The organism is Zunongwangia sp. HRR-M8, from assembly GCF_027594405.1.
Taxonomy (GTDB): Bacteria; Bacteroidota; Bacteroidia; order Flavobacteriales; family Flavobacteriaceae; genus Zunongwangia.
The window spans coordinates 2,387,875-2,404,832 of record NZ_CP115161.1 but is presented as its reverse complement, the minus strand read 5'-3'; the positions used below and the strand labels follow the sequence as shown (position 1 = coordinate 2,404,832).

At 34.9% G+C, this 16,958-nt stretch carries 16 protein-coding genes; 11 read left to right on the top strand and 5 right to left on the bottom strand.

Translation table 11 applies throughout. The features are described from left to right. The first annotated feature begins 83 nt into the window (after positions 1–83). Positions 84–1,232: an MFS transporter gene (locus tag PBT89_RS10390; RefSeq protein WP_270061845.1), complete on the top strand. Its 1,149-nt coding sequence runs from the start codon at positions 84–86 to the stop codon at positions 1,230–1,232. Between the two features lie 57 nt (positions 1,233–1,289). Here the strand turns inward: PBT89_RS10390 and PBT89_RS10385 are convergent, their stop codons facing one another. Beyond that, a complete protein-coding gene (locus PBT89_RS10385; RefSeq protein ID WP_270061844.1) occupies positions 1,290–2,195 on the bottom strand; it encodes a DUF6892 domain-containing protein in 906 nt (301 codons plus the stop codon). Between the two features lie 21 nt (positions 2,196–2,216). Further along, positions 2,217–2,657, bottom strand: coding sequence for an SMI1/KNR4 family protein (locus PBT89_RS10380; RefSeq protein ID WP_270061843.1), 441 nt, complete (start codon positions 2,655–2,657; stop codon positions 2,217–2,219). A 213-nt stretch (positions 2,658–2,870) separates the two neighbouring features. Here PBT89_RS10380 and PBT89_RS10375 point away from each other — a divergent pair, with 213 nt between their 5' ends. The 10 genes from PBT89_RS10375 to PBT89_RS10330 all read left to right on the top strand — a co-directional run bounded on the left by PBT89_RS10375 (position 2,871) and on the right by PBT89_RS10330 (position 14,532). After that, complete coding sequence (locus PBT89_RS10375) at positions 2,871–3,224, top strand: hypothetical protein (RefSeq protein ID WP_270061842.1); 354 nt, start codon at positions 2,871–2,873, stop codon at positions 3,222–3,224. A gap of 2 nt (positions 3,225–3,226) precedes the next feature. Continuing rightward, a complete protein-coding gene (locus tag PBT89_RS10370) occupies positions 3,227–4,093 on the top strand; it encodes a hypothetical protein (protein ID WP_270061841.1) in 867 nt (288 codons plus the stop codon). Next, positions 4,094–5,230 carry an adenylosuccinate synthetase gene (locus PBT89_RS10365; protein ID WP_270061840.1) on the top strand — a complete coding sequence of 379 codons (1,137 nt, stop codon included), beginning with the start codon at positions 4,094–4,096 and terminating at the stop codon, positions 5,228–5,230. It abuts the gene before it with no gap. A gap of 115 nt (positions 5,231–5,345) precedes the next feature. Further along, positions 5,346–6,383, top strand: a complete 1,038-nt coding sequence (locus PBT89_RS10360; RefSeq protein ID WP_270061839.1) for an SMI1/KNR4 family protein — start codon at positions 5,346–5,348, stop codon at positions 6,381–6,383. An 84-nt stretch (positions 6,384–6,467) separates the two neighbouring features. Continuing rightward, positions 6,468–8,021 (top strand): hypothetical protein, encoded by a 1,554-nt coding sequence (locus PBT89_RS10355; RefSeq protein ID WP_270061838.1) that lies wholly within the window; start codon positions 6,468–6,470, stop codon positions 8,019–8,021. Between the two features lie 281 nt (positions 8,022–8,302). Continuing rightward, the gene (locus tag PBT89_RS10350) at positions 8,303–9,004 is read left to right on the top strand and encodes a hypothetical protein (RefSeq protein WP_270061837.1); all 702 of its coding nucleotides are present in this window, start codon (positions 8,303–8,305) and stop codon (positions 9,002–9,004) included. A 3-nt stretch (positions 9,005–9,007) separates the two neighbouring features. Further along, the gene (locus PBT89_RS10345) at positions 9,008–9,664 is read left to right on the top strand and encodes a DUF1266 domain-containing protein (protein WP_270061836.1); all 657 of its coding nucleotides are present in this window, start codon (positions 9,008–9,010) and stop codon (positions 9,662–9,664) included. Between the two features lie 2 nt (positions 9,665–9,666). Next, on the top strand, positions 9,667–11,898 hold the full coding sequence (locus PBT89_RS10340) for a hypothetical protein (RefSeq protein ID WP_270061835.1): 2,232 nt from the start codon (positions 9,667–9,669) through the stop codon (positions 11,896–11,898). A 55-nt stretch (positions 11,899–11,953) separates the two neighbouring features. Then, entirely contained in the window at positions 11,954–13,897 is a 1,944-nt protein-coding gene (locus PBT89_RS10335; protein ID WP_270061834.1) for a tetratricopeptide repeat-containing sensor histidine kinase, read from the top strand. Beyond that, positions 13,894–14,532, top strand: a complete 639-nt coding sequence (locus tag PBT89_RS10330; protein WP_270061833.1) for a response regulator transcription factor — start codon at positions 13,894–13,896, stop codon at positions 14,530–14,532. The genes PBT89_RS10335 and PBT89_RS10330 overlap by 4 nt, the downstream gene beginning before the upstream one ends. Before the next feature lie 60 nt (positions 14,533–14,592). On the opposite strand, the gene PBT89_RS10325 is transcribed toward PBT89_RS10330, so the two are convergent. The 3 genes from PBT89_RS10325 to PBT89_RS10315 form a co-directional block, all read right to left on the bottom strand. Then, positions 14,593–15,087: a hypothetical protein gene (locus tag PBT89_RS10325; RefSeq protein WP_270061832.1), complete on the bottom strand. Its 495-nt coding sequence runs from the start codon at positions 15,085–15,087 to the stop codon at positions 14,593–14,595. 115 nt (positions 15,088–15,202) lie between these two features. Further along, on the bottom strand, positions 15,203–16,399 hold the full coding sequence (locus tag PBT89_RS10320; protein ID WP_270061650.1) for an IS256 family transposase: 1,197 nt from the start codon (positions 16,397–16,399) through the stop codon (positions 15,203–15,205). Positions 16,400–16,438: 39 nt separating this feature from the next. Next, positions 16,439–16,945, bottom strand: coding sequence for a hypothetical protein (locus tag PBT89_RS10315; protein ID WP_270061831.1), 507 nt, complete (start codon positions 16,943–16,945; stop codon positions 16,439–16,441). Positions 16,946–16,958: the final 13 nt, after the last annotated feature.

Genomic DNA, 16,958 nt, shown 5'->3' with positions numbered 1-16,958 from the left:
AATGATTCTTTTTTAAGCAATAAGAGTTCGTTATGGGGATAAATTAATTTCAATTTTAGATATTTGCTTTTTTTAATTGAAGAATGGAAGTAAAGCACAAACAGCGCATCGCATTAAGTATTTGTTTTTTTATAAGCGGACTAGCATTTTCTACCTGGGCATCCCGGATTCCTACCGTTAAAGAATTTTTTGATTTAAGTGAAGCCGAGCTTGGCAGCTTGTTGTTGGTACTCCCTGTTGGAAATATTGTAGGGCTTCCCATTTCTGGTTGGTTAGTTTCTAAATTTGATAGTAGAAAACCACTGTTTGCCGGGATTTTTTCCATCGCATTAAGTCTGGTGGCGATTGGTTGGTCTACTAGTATATATGCTTTAATTGCTTCGATATTTTTCTTCGCTTTTTCCCTGCGGATTATGAATATCTCGATGAACACCCAGTCCATCACCTTGCAAAAACATTTTTTGCGTAAAATCATAGGGTCATTCCATGCGGCATGGAGCTGCGGAGGCATTACCGGGGTTGCACTTTCCACTCTCATGGTACGTTTTGGTCTAGGAATGGGACTGCATTTAACTATCGTCGGAATTTTAATTATAATATTAATTGTAACTGGTTTTCCCTTTCTTCTTAGAAATGATAGAACAACCTCTGGCGGTAAATTGAAATTAGGCAAGCCAAATTCTTATATTTTTATCCTAGGGATTTTGGCCTTTTTCGCCTCTATTTGTGAAGGTGGCATGTTCGATTGGAGTGGTGTTTATTTTAGAGATGTAGTGGGCGAGGAAATTTTTACTTTAGGATATCTTATTTTTATGGTGTTTATGGCGCTCTCCAGGTTTTTTTCAGATATAGTGATCGAAAAAATAGGGATGCCTAAAACCTATCTTATAAGTTCTTGTATGGTGGTAATAGGGGTGAGCACAGTAGTGATATTTCCACATTTTTGGCCGGCACTAGCTGGTTTTAGTATTGTGGGCATAGGAGTAGCCGCAGTAATGCCTATGACGATGGGCTTAGCTGGTAAATCCCCAAAATATAGTCCGGGTATGGCGATATCTATAGTTACCACTTATAACGTAACAGGCATGTTATTAGGACCTGCCGTAATTGGATATCTAGCCGAGCTTATAGGATTGAAATTTGCATTTTTGTTTTTCCTAATTGCTGGCTTAATGCTTACTCCTATATCTAGGCAGTTTTTTAAAAGACACAATGCTAATATTATAGATTGATAACTTTAATTTAAGTCAAAATAGCTGATATGGTTAAAGGTTTTTCTATTGAATATTTTAAAGCCACTCTGCTTCAATACCTAATTTTTCAAAATCTTCAACAATGTGGTCTTTGGCGTAACATAAAGTTACTTTTTTTAAGTTGGGAAAGTGCTTGGCATCGGCTATACTTTCGATATCCCAATAGTCCTCTTCGCCGCTAGAAAACGGAATTAAATTCATATAAATATCGTTACCGCCATCTTGGTAAATCTCAGTAAGTTTTGGCGCTAAACGTTTAGGAACCGGAAAATCTTTAAAGTATTGTGTCACTTCTGCTATGGGCTCGTAGCCTTCTTCATCTAAATCAATTTCTCTTTGTGTATACCATTTCGCAAATTCGTGTACATCAAATTTAGGTGTCAATAAACCTTGAGTATATATCAACTCTTCAATCACCGAGAGTTTAAACCCAAAATCGGTAAATGTGATGAGTTCTTCATCAGGTTTGTTAATTGCATATTTATCTTTTGATATACCTTCTGTTCGATCGTAAGGCTTGTAAGTACTAAGTTCTATAGCCTTTACCTTATCTTCTCGTACATCAAACCAAGCACTAATGGTATTTAGAACTAAAGCGCCAGAGGTATCGCCTTTAAAAAGTTTTACGTGTTTTTCTTTGTGCTGGTGGTAATAATCTATAATATCTTCATTGTTAAAAAGAAAGGTACCCGAAAAAGTTTGGGACGGACTAAATTTATACACTTCTTGCTCTAACTCAAGACTTAGTGTTTCTATTTTTTTACCATCTTTAGCGAAAGCAATAACCCCTAAATCATTCCACGTAAAAAGTGTATTGTTTTTGGTTTTAAGTGTGCTGTAATTGTTACCAATAATGCCTTGTAATTTCTCTATGGAAATAGGAAATTCAACAGAAACATTGTTAATTTTAAACGAATCTGGATTTAATTCTAAATGAAGCATAATACAAATGGGTATAGGAATTTATAAAATATTTATCGTTTTCAGAAACAGATCAAAAGATTCTGAAATTTTAGTAATATCACCACCATCGTGATAATAGATCCATACCGAAAAATTACTTTCTGGATCTAAGTACAGGTAATCTCCATTTTCGTGACCAATCACAAAACCTCTGGCTACACGCTTTAATTCAACACAACCAAAAGCTGAATCTATATAAAGTTCGTCTAAATTCTCTCCTTCGATATGAGTATAAAGCTTTAAGCATTCGTAATTCGCGGCTTCACCAACTCCATTCATTGTCCAACGTTTTAATAACTCTGTTTTTCCCATCATATTCCAATATCGGGTGTCATCATCTTCGTTATGTTCAATGTCAATACCATTTGGATGGTCGTTAAGAAATTTTAAATACTTGCTAGGTAATTCTTGCTGAAAGGTTTCGCTAAATTCTAATCTCATACGATGTGAATTTTATTAAACAGTTGGAGAATAATTTGATTACAAACTTGAAAACATTTCAACCAAATAAAGTAACCGTTTTCAGTGATTTTGAATTTTAGTACTAATGTTTTCTTTAGTACATATTGAAAATCTACAATTAGATTAAAATTCCCCGAATTCAGGGATAATAATAAGGAGACTGAAGAGTTAACTTTGTAAGAAATTAATATTATGGCAGATACTAATAATCCACAAGCAGCTTTTCTAGATTCATTAAAGCGCAATAACGACAAAATAAGAGATGACCGTGCAAATGCTATTGCAGAAGATGCACAGTTAATGTACAAACGAGAAACCGAAGATTTGGCCTTGTCTTTAAAACGCTTAAAACGCGAACAAGAAAATATGCTGGATATGAGTCCTACAGATGCCAATAGCTTGGTATTAGCTTCAGATTTTGATGCGAAAAATTATGTAGCTAAAGACTTAGAAATGGCAGTTAAAATAAGAAACTTAGAAATTAAATTAGAATTAGCCAAAAAGCGTTACGCGTATTTATTTGGTGGAAAAATAGAACAATTATAATTATGGGAGGAGGAAGATTTAGTCACGAAGCCTATTCACGCTTAAGAGATTCAAAAGGTTATAGCAATAAATCTCGTGAAGAAATATTTACGGCAAGAAACATCGATCCGGAAATGGATCCTACAAAAGCATTAGTAAGAGAATCTAGAGATTCTGAAGAGCACCCAGAATCGGTTTCTATTATCGTAGGTTTAGATGTGACCGGAAGTATGGGATTTGTTCCCGAATTGATTGTTAAAGAGGCGCTGCCAGATCTTATAGGTTCGCTTATGGAAGCCGGGATCGAGCATCCGCAAGTTTTATTTATGGGATTGGGAGATTTTGTGTACGACAGCGCTCCATTACAAGTAGGGCAATTTGAGTCTTCTGCCGAGTTGTTAGACCGTTGGTTAACCCGTGTGTATTTAGAAGGCGGCGGTGGCGGTAACAATCAAGAAGGGTATAACTTGGCGCATTTATTCGCAGCCCGTCATACCGCTATAGATTGTTGGGAAAAAAGAAAGCAAAAAGGATTTTTGTTCACCATTGGTGATGAGCCTGTCTTTAAAGAGCTTCCGGCAGAAATTATTAGAAAATATACATGTACCAATGAAGCTTCAACCATTAGTACAGAAGCTATTATTAAAGAAGCCCAAGAAAAATACAATGTATATCACATTCATTTAGAGCATAATGATTGGTCTAAAAAAGAAATTCGAAAAGGAAATTGGAAAGACTTGCTAGGTGAAAATTTTATAGAATTACCCGATTATAAAAAAGTAGCCAAGCGTATTGCTGAAGTAGTGATTCAAAATCATCAACCTGCTGCGTCTTCTGCAGGAAACAATACTTCTTCTAATTCGAATATTGATGTAGAAAATATGCTATAAATGCCGAAGTGTAGTATTGTAATAGATTTAGGTTTTGGCGATGCCGGAAAAGGGTTAACGACCGATTTTCTGGCATCGCAACAACCTGAAGAAAGTCTGGTAGTTCGGTTTTCTGGTGGGCATCAGGTAGGGCATACGGTGGCAACAGAAAATCTAGAACACACCTTTAGTAATTTTGGGTCGGGAACGTTGCAAGGTGTTCCTACCTATTATAGCGCGCATACCACACTTTTTCCGCCTGCCATTTTACAGGAAGGAAACTATTTAAAAGCCTACCATCCTAAGTTGTATTTACATCCGTTGGCCATGGTAACCACTGTGTATGATATTGCGTATAACCGTGCTTTAGAAAAACAACAAGGCCATGGTTCTTGTGGTTTAGGTTTTGGTGCTACTATTGCTCGCAATCGAGAAGAAGTATATTTTTATGCGAACGATTTACAATTTAAATGGGTAATCGAGCAGCGATTACAAAGTATTCAAAAATATTATCAAAACAAAATAGCGCAGGAATCTAAAGCCGTTCAAGAATATTATACAAATGAATTAAAGCAATACGAGGAAGCTTTTTTTGTAGAGACTTGTCTTAAAATGCAGTCTTTTTATACAATTGCAAAATTGGCAGACTTAGCTTCTTCATTTCAGCATTTTATTTTTGAAGGCAGTCAGGGTATTTTGCTAGATACCCAACACGGGTTTTATCCGCATACGACTTGGAGTGCAACCACTTCTAAAAATGCCATTCAGCTTATTGAAAAAGAATTAAACGATACTCAGATTAGTATTTATTATGTAACGCGCTGTTACCAAACTCGTCACGGCAACGGCCCAATGAGCGATACGCCAGAAGTTACCTTAATTAATAATGAAAATGAAGCCAATGTAACCAACGAGTTTCAGGGGAAATTTCGAACAAAAACGCTTGATCCCGATTTACTTAATTATGCCTTAAGCTGTGATCAAATTCATCATCAAAATTTAGCTATTACCAAAAATTTAATGATTACCTGTTTAGATCAGTTACCTGATTTTTCGGTAGAAAATTTACTTCAAAAAATTCCGATTTCATTTTCAAAAATATATGCTAGTTATGGTCCTAGTTCACAAACCATTCAACTCATAAAATCTACCAATTAAACTTTTTTTCAAGCTAAAACATGCTTTAATTAGAATGCCTATTTTCCAAAATCACCTTTTTCAGGGATAAATTTTAAGCTATTCTACCATAATTTCGTTTTACAAAAATGAAGTTATGATGAAAAGTATAATTGCGTATAAAGAAGATATCAATCAGAAAAAATGGAGCGATTTTAAGTTTGAACCTGTTCAGATAGAAACACTTCCGGAGCTTACAGATCCAGAAAGTTTTGAAAACAGCTTTACCTTTAGAGATTCGCTACTAGAAGCTTTTGCAGAAATTTCAGGTAAAAAAGTGATGAAGCTCTTATTTATAACTCCTAATTATAGTACCAATACTCATTTTTACGGCATTGCTTACCTAGAAACTAAAGAGATATTTACCGCTGAAATTCAGCAAACTGAAATTTTCACCCAGTGGTTTGATGCTATTCTTGATGAAAATGATGATAAAACAGATGCTAAGTTGTTTCATTTTTCTGAAAGCAGTTATAGTTACAGCCCAATAAATGCTAAAAAACACGAACAGATTTTTGAGCATACAGGAGAATTTATTGTACAAAGCATTCCCAATCATTTTATTGCAGAACAACTAGCCAAGGAAAAAGCAGATTTCTTATCGCCATTTATTCAGTTAAATGCTGAATATGATTTTGAAACGATAAAAGCAAATTTTGAAAAACTGGTAGCTAAAAATTCATGGAAGATTATTCCTCCAACCGATAATCAACAAATTTATAATGAATTTGAAGCGGAAGCCGGTTTTGCATTTCCGCAGCTGCTCAAAGATTTTTTAAGTCTTCATCATGGAGTTGAAGATACCCGTTTTTTAAATGCCGAATCTATTCTCAAGGAATGGAGAGATTGGCAAAGTATCTATAACGAATGGATGCAAGAAGAACTATTAGATACCTATAGTACCAATGAAGGCAAAACTTTGTTGATGTACACCACGCCGTATTGGATTCCGTTTTTCGATTTATACAACGGTAATTTTATAGCCTTAGATTTTGCGCCTACAGAAAAGGGAACGCCCGGACAAGTGATACGTTTTGGTGCCGATCAAGAAATAGGTTATCAAGAAGCAGAAAGTTTAAACGCCTTTTTAGAAGAACTATTAACTTCTGATGAGTTTGAGGACGACGAGTATTAAACTGTTTAAATACAAGGCATCATAAAAACAAAATTTTAGTTACGCAGCTTTACCAATGCGGACTTCAATAAAAAAACTGCAACCGTGGAAAATAATTTGAATAGCGAGGCTTCAACAGAGATATTTAAAAATGTAATTGTCCCCAAAATAAAAACTTTGGAGCTAGATCATACGGAACTTCAAGCTTTGTTAGAGGTTTTAGAGTTAATAAAAGCCCAAGATTCTGGTGTTTATATTGAAACAAAAAATACAGTAGAGTTACAGCCTGTCGCTCCTGTATTTTCAAAAGTTTTAGCCCAAAAAATATATTATCATCCTGAGGTTTACGCAGATGAAGCTCGAGGATTTGAATGGATGGCGACTTGGATTCCTTTGCTGAAAAAAGGTTTTTTTCCGGATGAAAAGAGTGCAGAAAAACTGGTAGAATTTCTTTATTTCGGGTTAGTTTTTTTACAGTCAGAAAAAATTTCAACAGAAAGAAGGAAAAATGTATTTGAAGTCTTATACCTTTTAGTGCATGGTAAATCTGAAGCGTCGTTGCCGGTAGCTCGTTTTTTAATGGAACGTGCTTTTGATATTCGAGATTATCAGAGTTCTTCGTTTATTGTTCAGCAGTGTTTAAATTATAAATTACTGGCCAAAACCTATTTTGCAAAAGATAATAATGAGGTTTTACAGGAATATCCATTTCTGATTACCGATGATTTTGTAAATCATTTTTATCAAAATAGTTTTTACTTGTTGGCAAAAAGCTTTCACGAAGTTTTACCGGTAAGTGAAGAAAATACACCTGGCGCTTATGAGTTGCTGAAACCTTGGCTAACGGAAGATTTAGCTGATTTTTATGCCGCGAATGAAGATTTTGCAAAAAGCGCACATCAAGTCTTGCTAGAGCGTTTGTTTTTTGTAGAAGATGAAAGTTTTGATTACCTCAATCTTCGCACTGCAGAAGGATATTACCCAATAATTGCAGCTTTCAACAATAAAGAATGGAATGAAAGAGATGTACTTTTATTTAGCTTGAAAGATAAAAATATTCCTTTAAAACAAACTGAACCCGGTTTTTACAAATTACAAAATTGGCTGTTGGCAAATAACGGAACTAATTTTAACCGCCCTGTTGTAGACAATTATGCAAAAGCAGTATTTGCTGTAAAAAGTGCTCGAGAATTACCGGTAAAATCAATTTTACTTTGGTTTGAGATGAGCAAAGGCTATCATAAAAATTTTGAGCGAAAAGCCTATTTTAATCAGGTATTTGCGTGTTTACTTTCAGATTGGAAAGCTAAAAAATTGCCGGTCATGAGTCATGAAGGAGAAGCTTTTCAAGTCACCGGAATGTATGTGCTCGACAGTTTATTAGAAAATAGTTACTTATTAAAAGATTGGCTTACGGCCTACCAACGTTTAGGTTTTGCAGATCCATTAAATCAGTTTTTACTCCTTTGTTTTTACGATGTTCGTACAGAATTGAAAGAAAAGATTAATGAAGAAAGTAAGGTAGTTTTGTATAACTACTTGCTGACATTAGCTAAAGATGCCAGAGAAACAGAACCTTATTTACGAGAAACCGGTGTAGAGATTTGTGTAGAAATTTTAGCTGAAGTTTACAAAACACTGAAGATTTTAAGCAAGTAAATGAAATTGCATCCTTAAAAAATATAAATCCTAGCCTAACAGAATACTGCGAAGAGTTTGCAAAATCTCATTATGTAAATACAGAAATTCCGTTAACCGCTAACCTCATACAAAGTTGGTATTTATTTTTAAACGATTATTACTACAGCTTAGGCAAAGAAGCCTTATGGGTAAAAGAAGTATTAAAAACGCAGGGAGCTCGTTTAGCTAAGTATTTTAATGAGAATGATGAAGGAAGTTTTTCTAGTGAAATACTTTTTAGGCTGAATATGTTTTTAAAAATGTGTCGCAAACATTCAGAATCGTATTCTCAATTAAATGAAATAGGTTTTGCTATTGCTCAGCATATTTACCATTTGTTACAAGATTTGAAACCAGAAAAATTGTCTAAACAAGCGGTAGAGGTTTTATACAACTACATTATGGGGCACGAGATTAATGCCTACCATAATATGCAATTAGAAAGTGTGATTCTTCCTTTTTACGAATATTATTTTCAAGAAGAAGAAAAAGAAAAAGACACCGCAGAATTACCAATAGAATCTGCAACAGAAGAACAAACCGCTTCACCAACTGCAGAGCCTATAGTACTTTCATCAAAAACGCAATTCAGTAAAGAGGTTTTAGAACAAGTAATTTCAGGATTAGAAAACTATAAAACCAATGGAATAGATAGTAGTGTTTATAAAACATTTATAAAACAACACGAGACTGAAATTAAAGCTTTGCTAGAAGAAAATATGGAGCTTAAAATGAAAATGTATCAGGTTTTATATTTATTGATTATCGATTTAGAAGCCGCACCCGACACCGATTATGAAGCATACGGAGATTTGAGTAGAAATCTTTTTGTGACGCTGGTAAAAGAAAGTTCTATGGCTTTAAGCTACGCACAAGGATTAGAAATGATGGCTTCATCTGGTGCCTATCCTGAAAAATTAACCCAAGCTTTATTACAAGTAGTGACCAATTTAAAAGCCTAATTTATGACTACAGAAGAAATTACACCTCAAATACAAAAACAATTAAACTTTTCGGCTTTGCTTTTAAAAAAACACGCTCACGAAGTAGATCTTGAAAGTTGGTTTGGATTTGATGTACATAACGAGTGGCATGTTAAAGCAGCAAAACGCTTATTGAAGTACTACGGAATACATTCTGGCTTAGATTTACGCAGTAAGTTGTTTGAATATGAAAACGGAATTATAGCTTCCGCTATTTTTGAAAAATTAGCAGCCAGTTTACGCCTAGATACCACCAGCAGTTTCGAAGCCAAATATAAATCCTTAGATAATGTTATTCAAGAGCACCAATATACGCTTGCCTGGAAATATAGATTTAGCCTTAAAGACCAGAAGCTTAAAGGCTATGAGATGGCAAAATATGTATTCCTGATGCGTTTGGGCGGCATCTTAAATTACATGGAGGTAGAAGAAATTACCTTACGCTTAACGGAAGCAGAAGCCTTACTTAAAAATACATTTACTAGCTGGGGAGAGTTTCATCGAAACGTATGTATAGGAGATGAGTTTATTAACGGAAGCGGAGAACAAGATAGAAGTTCATTCCCTGGAATACTAACCCTGTGGGAATGTTACCAGCGGATGCACATCACTTATCCAACTTGGTTTAAAGAATGGTAATTATGGAATTGACAAGAGAACAAGTAATCACACATATAGAGCAGGCTGAAGCAGCTTACGCTAACCAACTTAACAGACAATTAGAATCGCATATTGTTGCTATTCAAGAAAATTTTGATGCTTTAGAAGCTCAAGACCAAGCCATATGTATTCGGTATTATCGATTATATATGCGTTTTTTAACGCTTTTTGAAGAGGTGAAAATATCTGCAATGCAAACCTATTTTGAAGCTTTAGAAAATGAAGGTGTATTAGAAGCATCAGATTACGAACTCATTTGTAGTTTTTACAAAATATGTCCGCAAGCAATTTATGAAAAAGCGTTAATGGCTTATTCTTATAACGAAACCTTGCATCTGCATTATGCTTTAAAATTGAAAGAAGAATGCCGTTTTACTGAAGCTATAGAAGTACTAGAGTATATACTAGAATGCTATCCGGGAAGTACAGATTGTCGCTTTTTATTATGGGAAATTAAACAAGAATATTTGGATGAATTATGTAATTCTGAAAAAGAAATTGAAGCAACACAGCTTCTTGATTTAGCTTCTGCAACCCACAATAAATCGGTTTTAAAAGGATTAGAACTAGATCCTCGATTAACATCAGCCGAAAAATACCACGTTCAAATTCAATTAGCTGTTTGGCAAAATAGATCGGTAGAGAATCGTAATCAATGGAGAGCCGAATGGAAACATGTAGAATTAGCAAACCAAACTCGTGATTTATTGGCAGATTATGCCAAGGCATTTATGATGTATGATATGGTAGATGAGGTTTTAAAATTTCCTGAGGCACCAAATTTTCCTGAAGAAAACTATAGTGATTTTGCAGCTTATAGAACTTACATGCTAGCGCTGACTAATGCAGGTTGGCAACGTGCACAACATCATTACTTACTCATAGGTAAGTCTTGTTATCATTATTCAAAAGACTTGAAGAAAATGGCATATTGCCTTCAGCAAGGCTTAGAACTTCATCCTAAAAATCCGTTATTATTAGAGTTGAAAGGGAAGTTTTTCTTCTTTCAAGCAGATTATCAGCAGGCATCAGAAGCGTTTAACGAAGCATTTAAACAAGGACTTTCTGCTACCGATTATTTACAAACCTCAATGGATGTATATGATCGGGTAAACAATTATAAAGGAATTTTACAAACGGTGAATCAGTTTCATCAACGGCATTTTCCTAATGTAAAAAGTACATGTTTTAGAGGAATAGCTTTGGTCAAATTAGGCTTTTTAGATCATGCTTTTGAGGTTTTTACAGAAGGAATAGAAAACTACCCACAATCGGCATTTCATGCTTGGATGTATTACTGGCGAGCGGTAATTCATAAACATCATAAAAATTATGATTTGATGCTGAAAGATATTCAGAGTGAAGTAAAATTTTATCCGGAAGGAAGCAGCGACTATTGCAACTCTATGAATTTGTGTATGGTTTCGTTTTTTGAAACGGGAGATTACAAAAAATCGCATCAATACGGGGTATATTGTTTTGAACAAGCACAGCTGGATGCAGATCTTCACACTGTATTAAAATGGATTTGCTTTTATAGTTACCTACCAAAACCTGAAGGATTAGAAAAAGCTTCAGAAGCAGATTTAATTGCTAATCCGGAAACCTTTATTCATTATCGTAATAACGGATTAACCTACTGGATGATAGGGAATTATACAGAAGCTATAGATTCTTTATTAATTGCTGTTGAAAAAGATGTAGAAAAAGGCTTGTATTATCAATTAGCTTACCTTTGTGCGAGAGAAAGTCCGGGTAAAGAATCGGCGGTACGCATATATAGAGATTTAGTAAAAGAAGTTCCTGAGGCTAGAAACTGGGAGATCGATATTTCTTACACCGGTTTATTAGAGCGAACCCAAAATTTTAAAGAAGCAAAAGAGGCATTTCTCAATTTTACAGCCTCGTATCCGTATGAAGTATTTTATAATTTTGCGCAACATAAAAGTATGATTATTCAAACCCTTAGAGAATCGGCAAAAGGGGAAATGAATATAAAAGATTATACCAGATACACTGCGGTACTTTTAAGCAAAGAAAATCCGCTTGAAATATATTTACAAGAGCATCAACAAATTGCTGAAGATTTTCATAAAGAAGATTTATTTTTATACCATAATTTATTAGCTGGTAGTAAAACAGAAGTAACAGAAGAAAAAACAAAGAAACTAAGAAAAATAAAAGCTGAGCTAATACAAAATTATTTTGCTTAACACTTTCGCGAAGGCGAATGAATTCATGAAAATATTAAAAACGTTTATTTTAGGTATGCTCTGGCTATTGGCAGGTTATACGCCTGTTTATAGCCAGCAGAAGCTTGAAATTACTGCAATAGATTCACTTTCGGCAGTATATCGAAGCAACTTGAACAGCCAGCCTAAAATTGCAAAGCAAGCAGCTTTAGCTTGGTTAGAGGCGGCAAAAAATTCAAATGATCAATTACAGCAAGCGCAGGCGCATTATGCATTGGCTAATTTAGGGAATAGCGCCGGCGATTATCAGAGTACGGTTGCCAATATCCAAGAAACTATTAAAATTTTAAAAGCGCTCAATCAAAAAGACGGCTTATCGGCGAGCTATAATTTATTGGCGCTGGGCTATAAAAATATGGCAGAATATCCAAAAGCAATGGATAATTTTCTGAACTGTTTAAAGTTTGCCGAAAAAGAAAACAACAGAGAGCAGCAAGCCAATGCTTACCAAAATATTGCCACCTTATATATTCTACAGGAAGATTATAAAAAGGCAGCTGAAAATTTAGACAGAGCAGCAGATCTTTTTCGAGAATTAAAAGATGATGATGGCGTGCTTACTACTTTATTCAATTTTGCAAATATTTTAAAAGAACAAGGTAAATTTAAAGAAGCAAGAAAACACTACCAAACGGTATTAAAATACAGAAAACGCGAAGGAAATAAATCGGTGATAGCCTATGTGAATATGAACCTTTCACAAATGTTGCTGGAAGAAAAAAAGTATCATGAGGCACTTATCGCTTTAAAGAAAACATTAGGTCTTTTGCAGGCGCTTCAATTTAAATCAGATATAGCGGTTGTTTATAATGATTTAGGACTTTGCGAAAGTAAATTAAGAAATACCCAAAAAGCCATATTTTATTTTGAAAAAGCTTTAAAAATAGGAGAGGAGCAAGCATTGTTACAGTATAATTCAGAAATTTATAGTAACATTTCGCAGCTATATAACGATCAAAAAAACTATAAAAAAGCGTTAGCATTTTATCAAAAAGCGGTAGCAACAGAAGAACAGCATAATAGCCTTAATAAAGAAAAATATGTCGCTAAACTTCAGGAGCGTTACGAAACCCAGTTAAAAGAAACCCGAATTAAATTGCTGGAGAAAGAGCAAAAATTAAGCGATGCCGAGTTGCAGAAGGCGGCTCTAACGGTAAAGCGCCAGCGTGTAGTAAGAAATGCTTTTATAGCCGGTTTTGTGTTGGTTTTACTAACCTTAATTTTATTGCGACTTTTTTATATTCAGCGGTTACGAATTCAAAAACAATTGAGTACTCAAAAAGAAGAAAATGCCAGACAGCGCATTAATCAAATGATGCAAGAGCACAAGCTTTCTGTAATAAAACGCTATCAGGAAGGGCAAGAAGAAGAGCGTTCTAGATTGGCGCGAGATATTCATGACGGTATAGGTAGCGATCTGGCAGGAATTAAAATTGCCTTTGAGCATTACTTGGAGGGAGCTGGCGCACAACCTAACGCAAAACGTTTATTAGGAGCGATTAGCAATGTATGTATTGATGTACGTACACTTTCTCACCAATTACACCCATTGCCTTTTTCTAAAATTGGTTTTAGTAGTTTTTTAAATGAATTTATCGATCAGGTAACGCAAAAAAATCAATTAAAAATTCAAACTTTTTTGTTTCCGGAGGAAGAGATAGATGAACTACCGGACGAACTTTTAGCAGACACCTATCGTATTGTGCAAGAGTTAATCAACAATATTCTTAAACATGCTGAAGCCACCAGTGCAGAATTGCAACTCACTAAACACGAAGATCATTTAAATATTGTAATTAACGATAACGGCAAAGGCTTTCAGAAAACCAAGAAACAAGGAATCGGACTCCGCAACATCCGAGAGCGTTTACAAAAAGTAAACGGAACTTTAGATATAGACAGCAGTTCTGGAAGCGGAACTTCAATTACCATAGACATCCCCTTAAACGCTACATTTTGAAAAAAATAAACATCATTATTGCAGACGATCACTTAATGTTTTTAGAAGGCATTAATACCATTTTGCAGGATATGCCTGAAATTAATGAAATACATTTAGCTACCGAAGGAAAACAGGTATTACGATTGCTAAATCAGTTTGAAATCGATTTAATAATCAGTGATATTAGTATGCCAAAAATGGATGGAATAGAACTGCTTAAAGAAATCAAAAAGAAGCATAGTGATACCAAAATAATTATGTTAAGTATGCTCGATAACCATCGTACCGTGCATAAAGTAATTCAGAAAGGAGCCAACGGCTTTGTGCCAAAATTTACCAGTAAAGAAGAATTGCAAAAAGCGGTAAGAACCGTGTTAGAAGGCGAACAATATTTTTCAGAAGTGATAAAACAACGTTATATGGAAAGTGTTTTTGAACGTAAAAAGTACAAAAACATTGAGCTTTCTCCCAGAGAAAAAGAAGTGCTGAAGCTTTTAGGAGAAGAATTTACTTCTAAAGAAATTTCAGAAAAACTGTTTATTTCTGTGAATACCGTAGAAACACATCGTAAAAATATTTTGCTAAAAACAGGTTCTAAAACTACTACTGGAGCCGTGAAATTTGCGATTGAATCGGGATTATTTGATGACTAAATAAGCTAGAAAACAAAAAAACCTGATACTGAATCAAGTTTTTTTGTTTTGAATAGAATCTTAAAAGACGGTAGAAAACGGAAGTTTTTCTTTTGTATTCTCCCAATATTCTTCAAAAGAGTCTACATTAGCAATGGGTTCAACTTCGGTACGTATAATCTTTTGGGTTTCAAGATCAAAATATTGGAAAATAACTGCGGTTATTGGCGCCATTGAACGTTTAATAATAGTATCGTCAGTTTCAGATTTATCACTTAAAAATTGAATCCAGACGGCATCTTCAAAAGTATCTGCATTTACAAAAACCTTAGTTGCCGTATGCATTTGGTATTGATGATCGAGAGTTTCTAAATAATTGTTTGTTTCATCTTCAATAAATTTTTCAATTAATTTATAATCTTCTGCTTTAGTGTTGAGTGTAAAATAATTCAGTTTCCAATTTTCTTTTTTTTCTGAAGTGGTTTTGGCTTGTAAAACAGCCGATGAATACTGAGTTGTTTGTATATTAAAGTTAAAATAGTTAGCACATAACAAATTATTTTTATTAGTGTTCATGGTAGTTATTAGTGTAGAAAGTGTTTCTTTAAGCTGATCAGGTTTTGGAATGCTTTCAAATGACACTATCCCGTAAAGTGTGTAAGTTTTAAATAAGGGGGTTTGGCTTTATTACTTAAAGTCGAACCCTTTCTTCATATATAGTTAAGAACTGATTGAGGATAATTCCCCAGTTTCTAACCGGCATAGTCCACTTTTTTGTGGCTTCCCTTAATGCCAAATATACTGATTTCATAACAGCATCATCTGTTGGGAAGGATAATTTATTCTTGGTGTACTTCCTGATCTTACCGTTTAAATTTTCAATCAGGTTGGTGGTGTAAATGATACGCCTGATCTCGAGTGGGAATTCATAGAAAACTGTAAGATCTTCCCAGTTGTCTCTCCAGCTTTTAATAGCATAGGAATACTTGTCATTCCAATTGCGTGCAAAATCCTCTAGGGCAGCTTCTGCGGCCTGTTTGGTCGGAGCATCATAGATGAGCTTCATATCCTTTGTAAAGGCTTTTTTATCTTTCCAGACCACATACCTGCAAGCATTCCTGATCTGGTGGACTACACATATTTGCGTTCTGGATTCCGGGAATACGTTTCTAATGGTATCGGTAAATCCATTCAGGTTATCTGTAGCGGTGATCAGAATATCCTCCACACCACGGGCTTTCATATCAGTAAGTACGCTCATCCAAAAAGCCGCAGATTCATTCTTACCCAGCCATAGGCCAAGAACCTCTTTCTTTCCATCCCTCCTAAGACCTACTGCGATATAAATCGTTTTGTTGACTACCTTGGAGTTCTCTCGTACCTTAAACACAATCCCATCCATCCAGACAATAAGATAAACCGGCTCTAAAGGGCGGTTCTGCCAGGCGACAATATCATTGCTAATCCGGTCAGTTATTCGGGATATGGTGGAAGTAGAAACATCAAAACCATAGACTTCAGAGATCTGTTCTTCGATATCACTATTGCTCATTCCTTTGGCATAAAGAGAGACAATTACATTCTCGATTCCATCAACCATATTCTGCCGCTTTGGAACAATCATGGGATTAAAGGATCCGTCCCTGTCTCTTGGAACCTTTATAGAATCTTCTCCATAGGAACTGCGAACCTTCTTCTGGGAATAGCCGTTGCGGGTATTACCTTCTTTAGATCGCTGGTTTTTCTCGTAATCAAGGTGACCATCAAGCTCACCTTCCAGCATTTTTTCCAGACCACGCTTTTGGAGTTGTTTTAGGAAATTACTGAGTTCTTCTCCGGATTTGAACTGCTTTAAAAAATCATCGTCAAATAAATCTTCTTTTTTCATTACTGTGTAAATATTAGAGGCCTGAAATTACAGGCAAGATTAAAAAAATATCGGGGTTTGCAAACCCCGATATTTTCTACTTACACAGTTTTTGAGATAGTCCCTTTCAAATTGAAGTTGTGCATCATAATAGTCAAAATCTATAATTATACCGTTATTTTTTAAAGGAACAGTTATGCTTTGTTTAATGCGGTAATCAGTTTCAACTTCTTCATATTGTTCTTGAATAGATAGGGTTTGAAAGCTACCTTGATATAAGGAATCTTGCTCTTTCATCAATTTAGCGTCAAAATGAAGTCCAAATCGAATTTCAGGTGTTTTTTCATCAAAAATTTCAACATTAAACATATTCGGATTCATATTCCCTTCATTCCAAAATCGAGTTAGATTGGTAAAACCTAATTGTTGTTGCGTATGTTGCTCGAGATATTGACTAAGTGTTTTTGCAGCTTTATTTTTACTCATTCCGCCAAATAATCGGGCGCAGGAGCTAAAACAGCCCACTATTATAGGGATCAGAATTGCGATATAAATAATGTTTTTCATAACGTTTTACTAT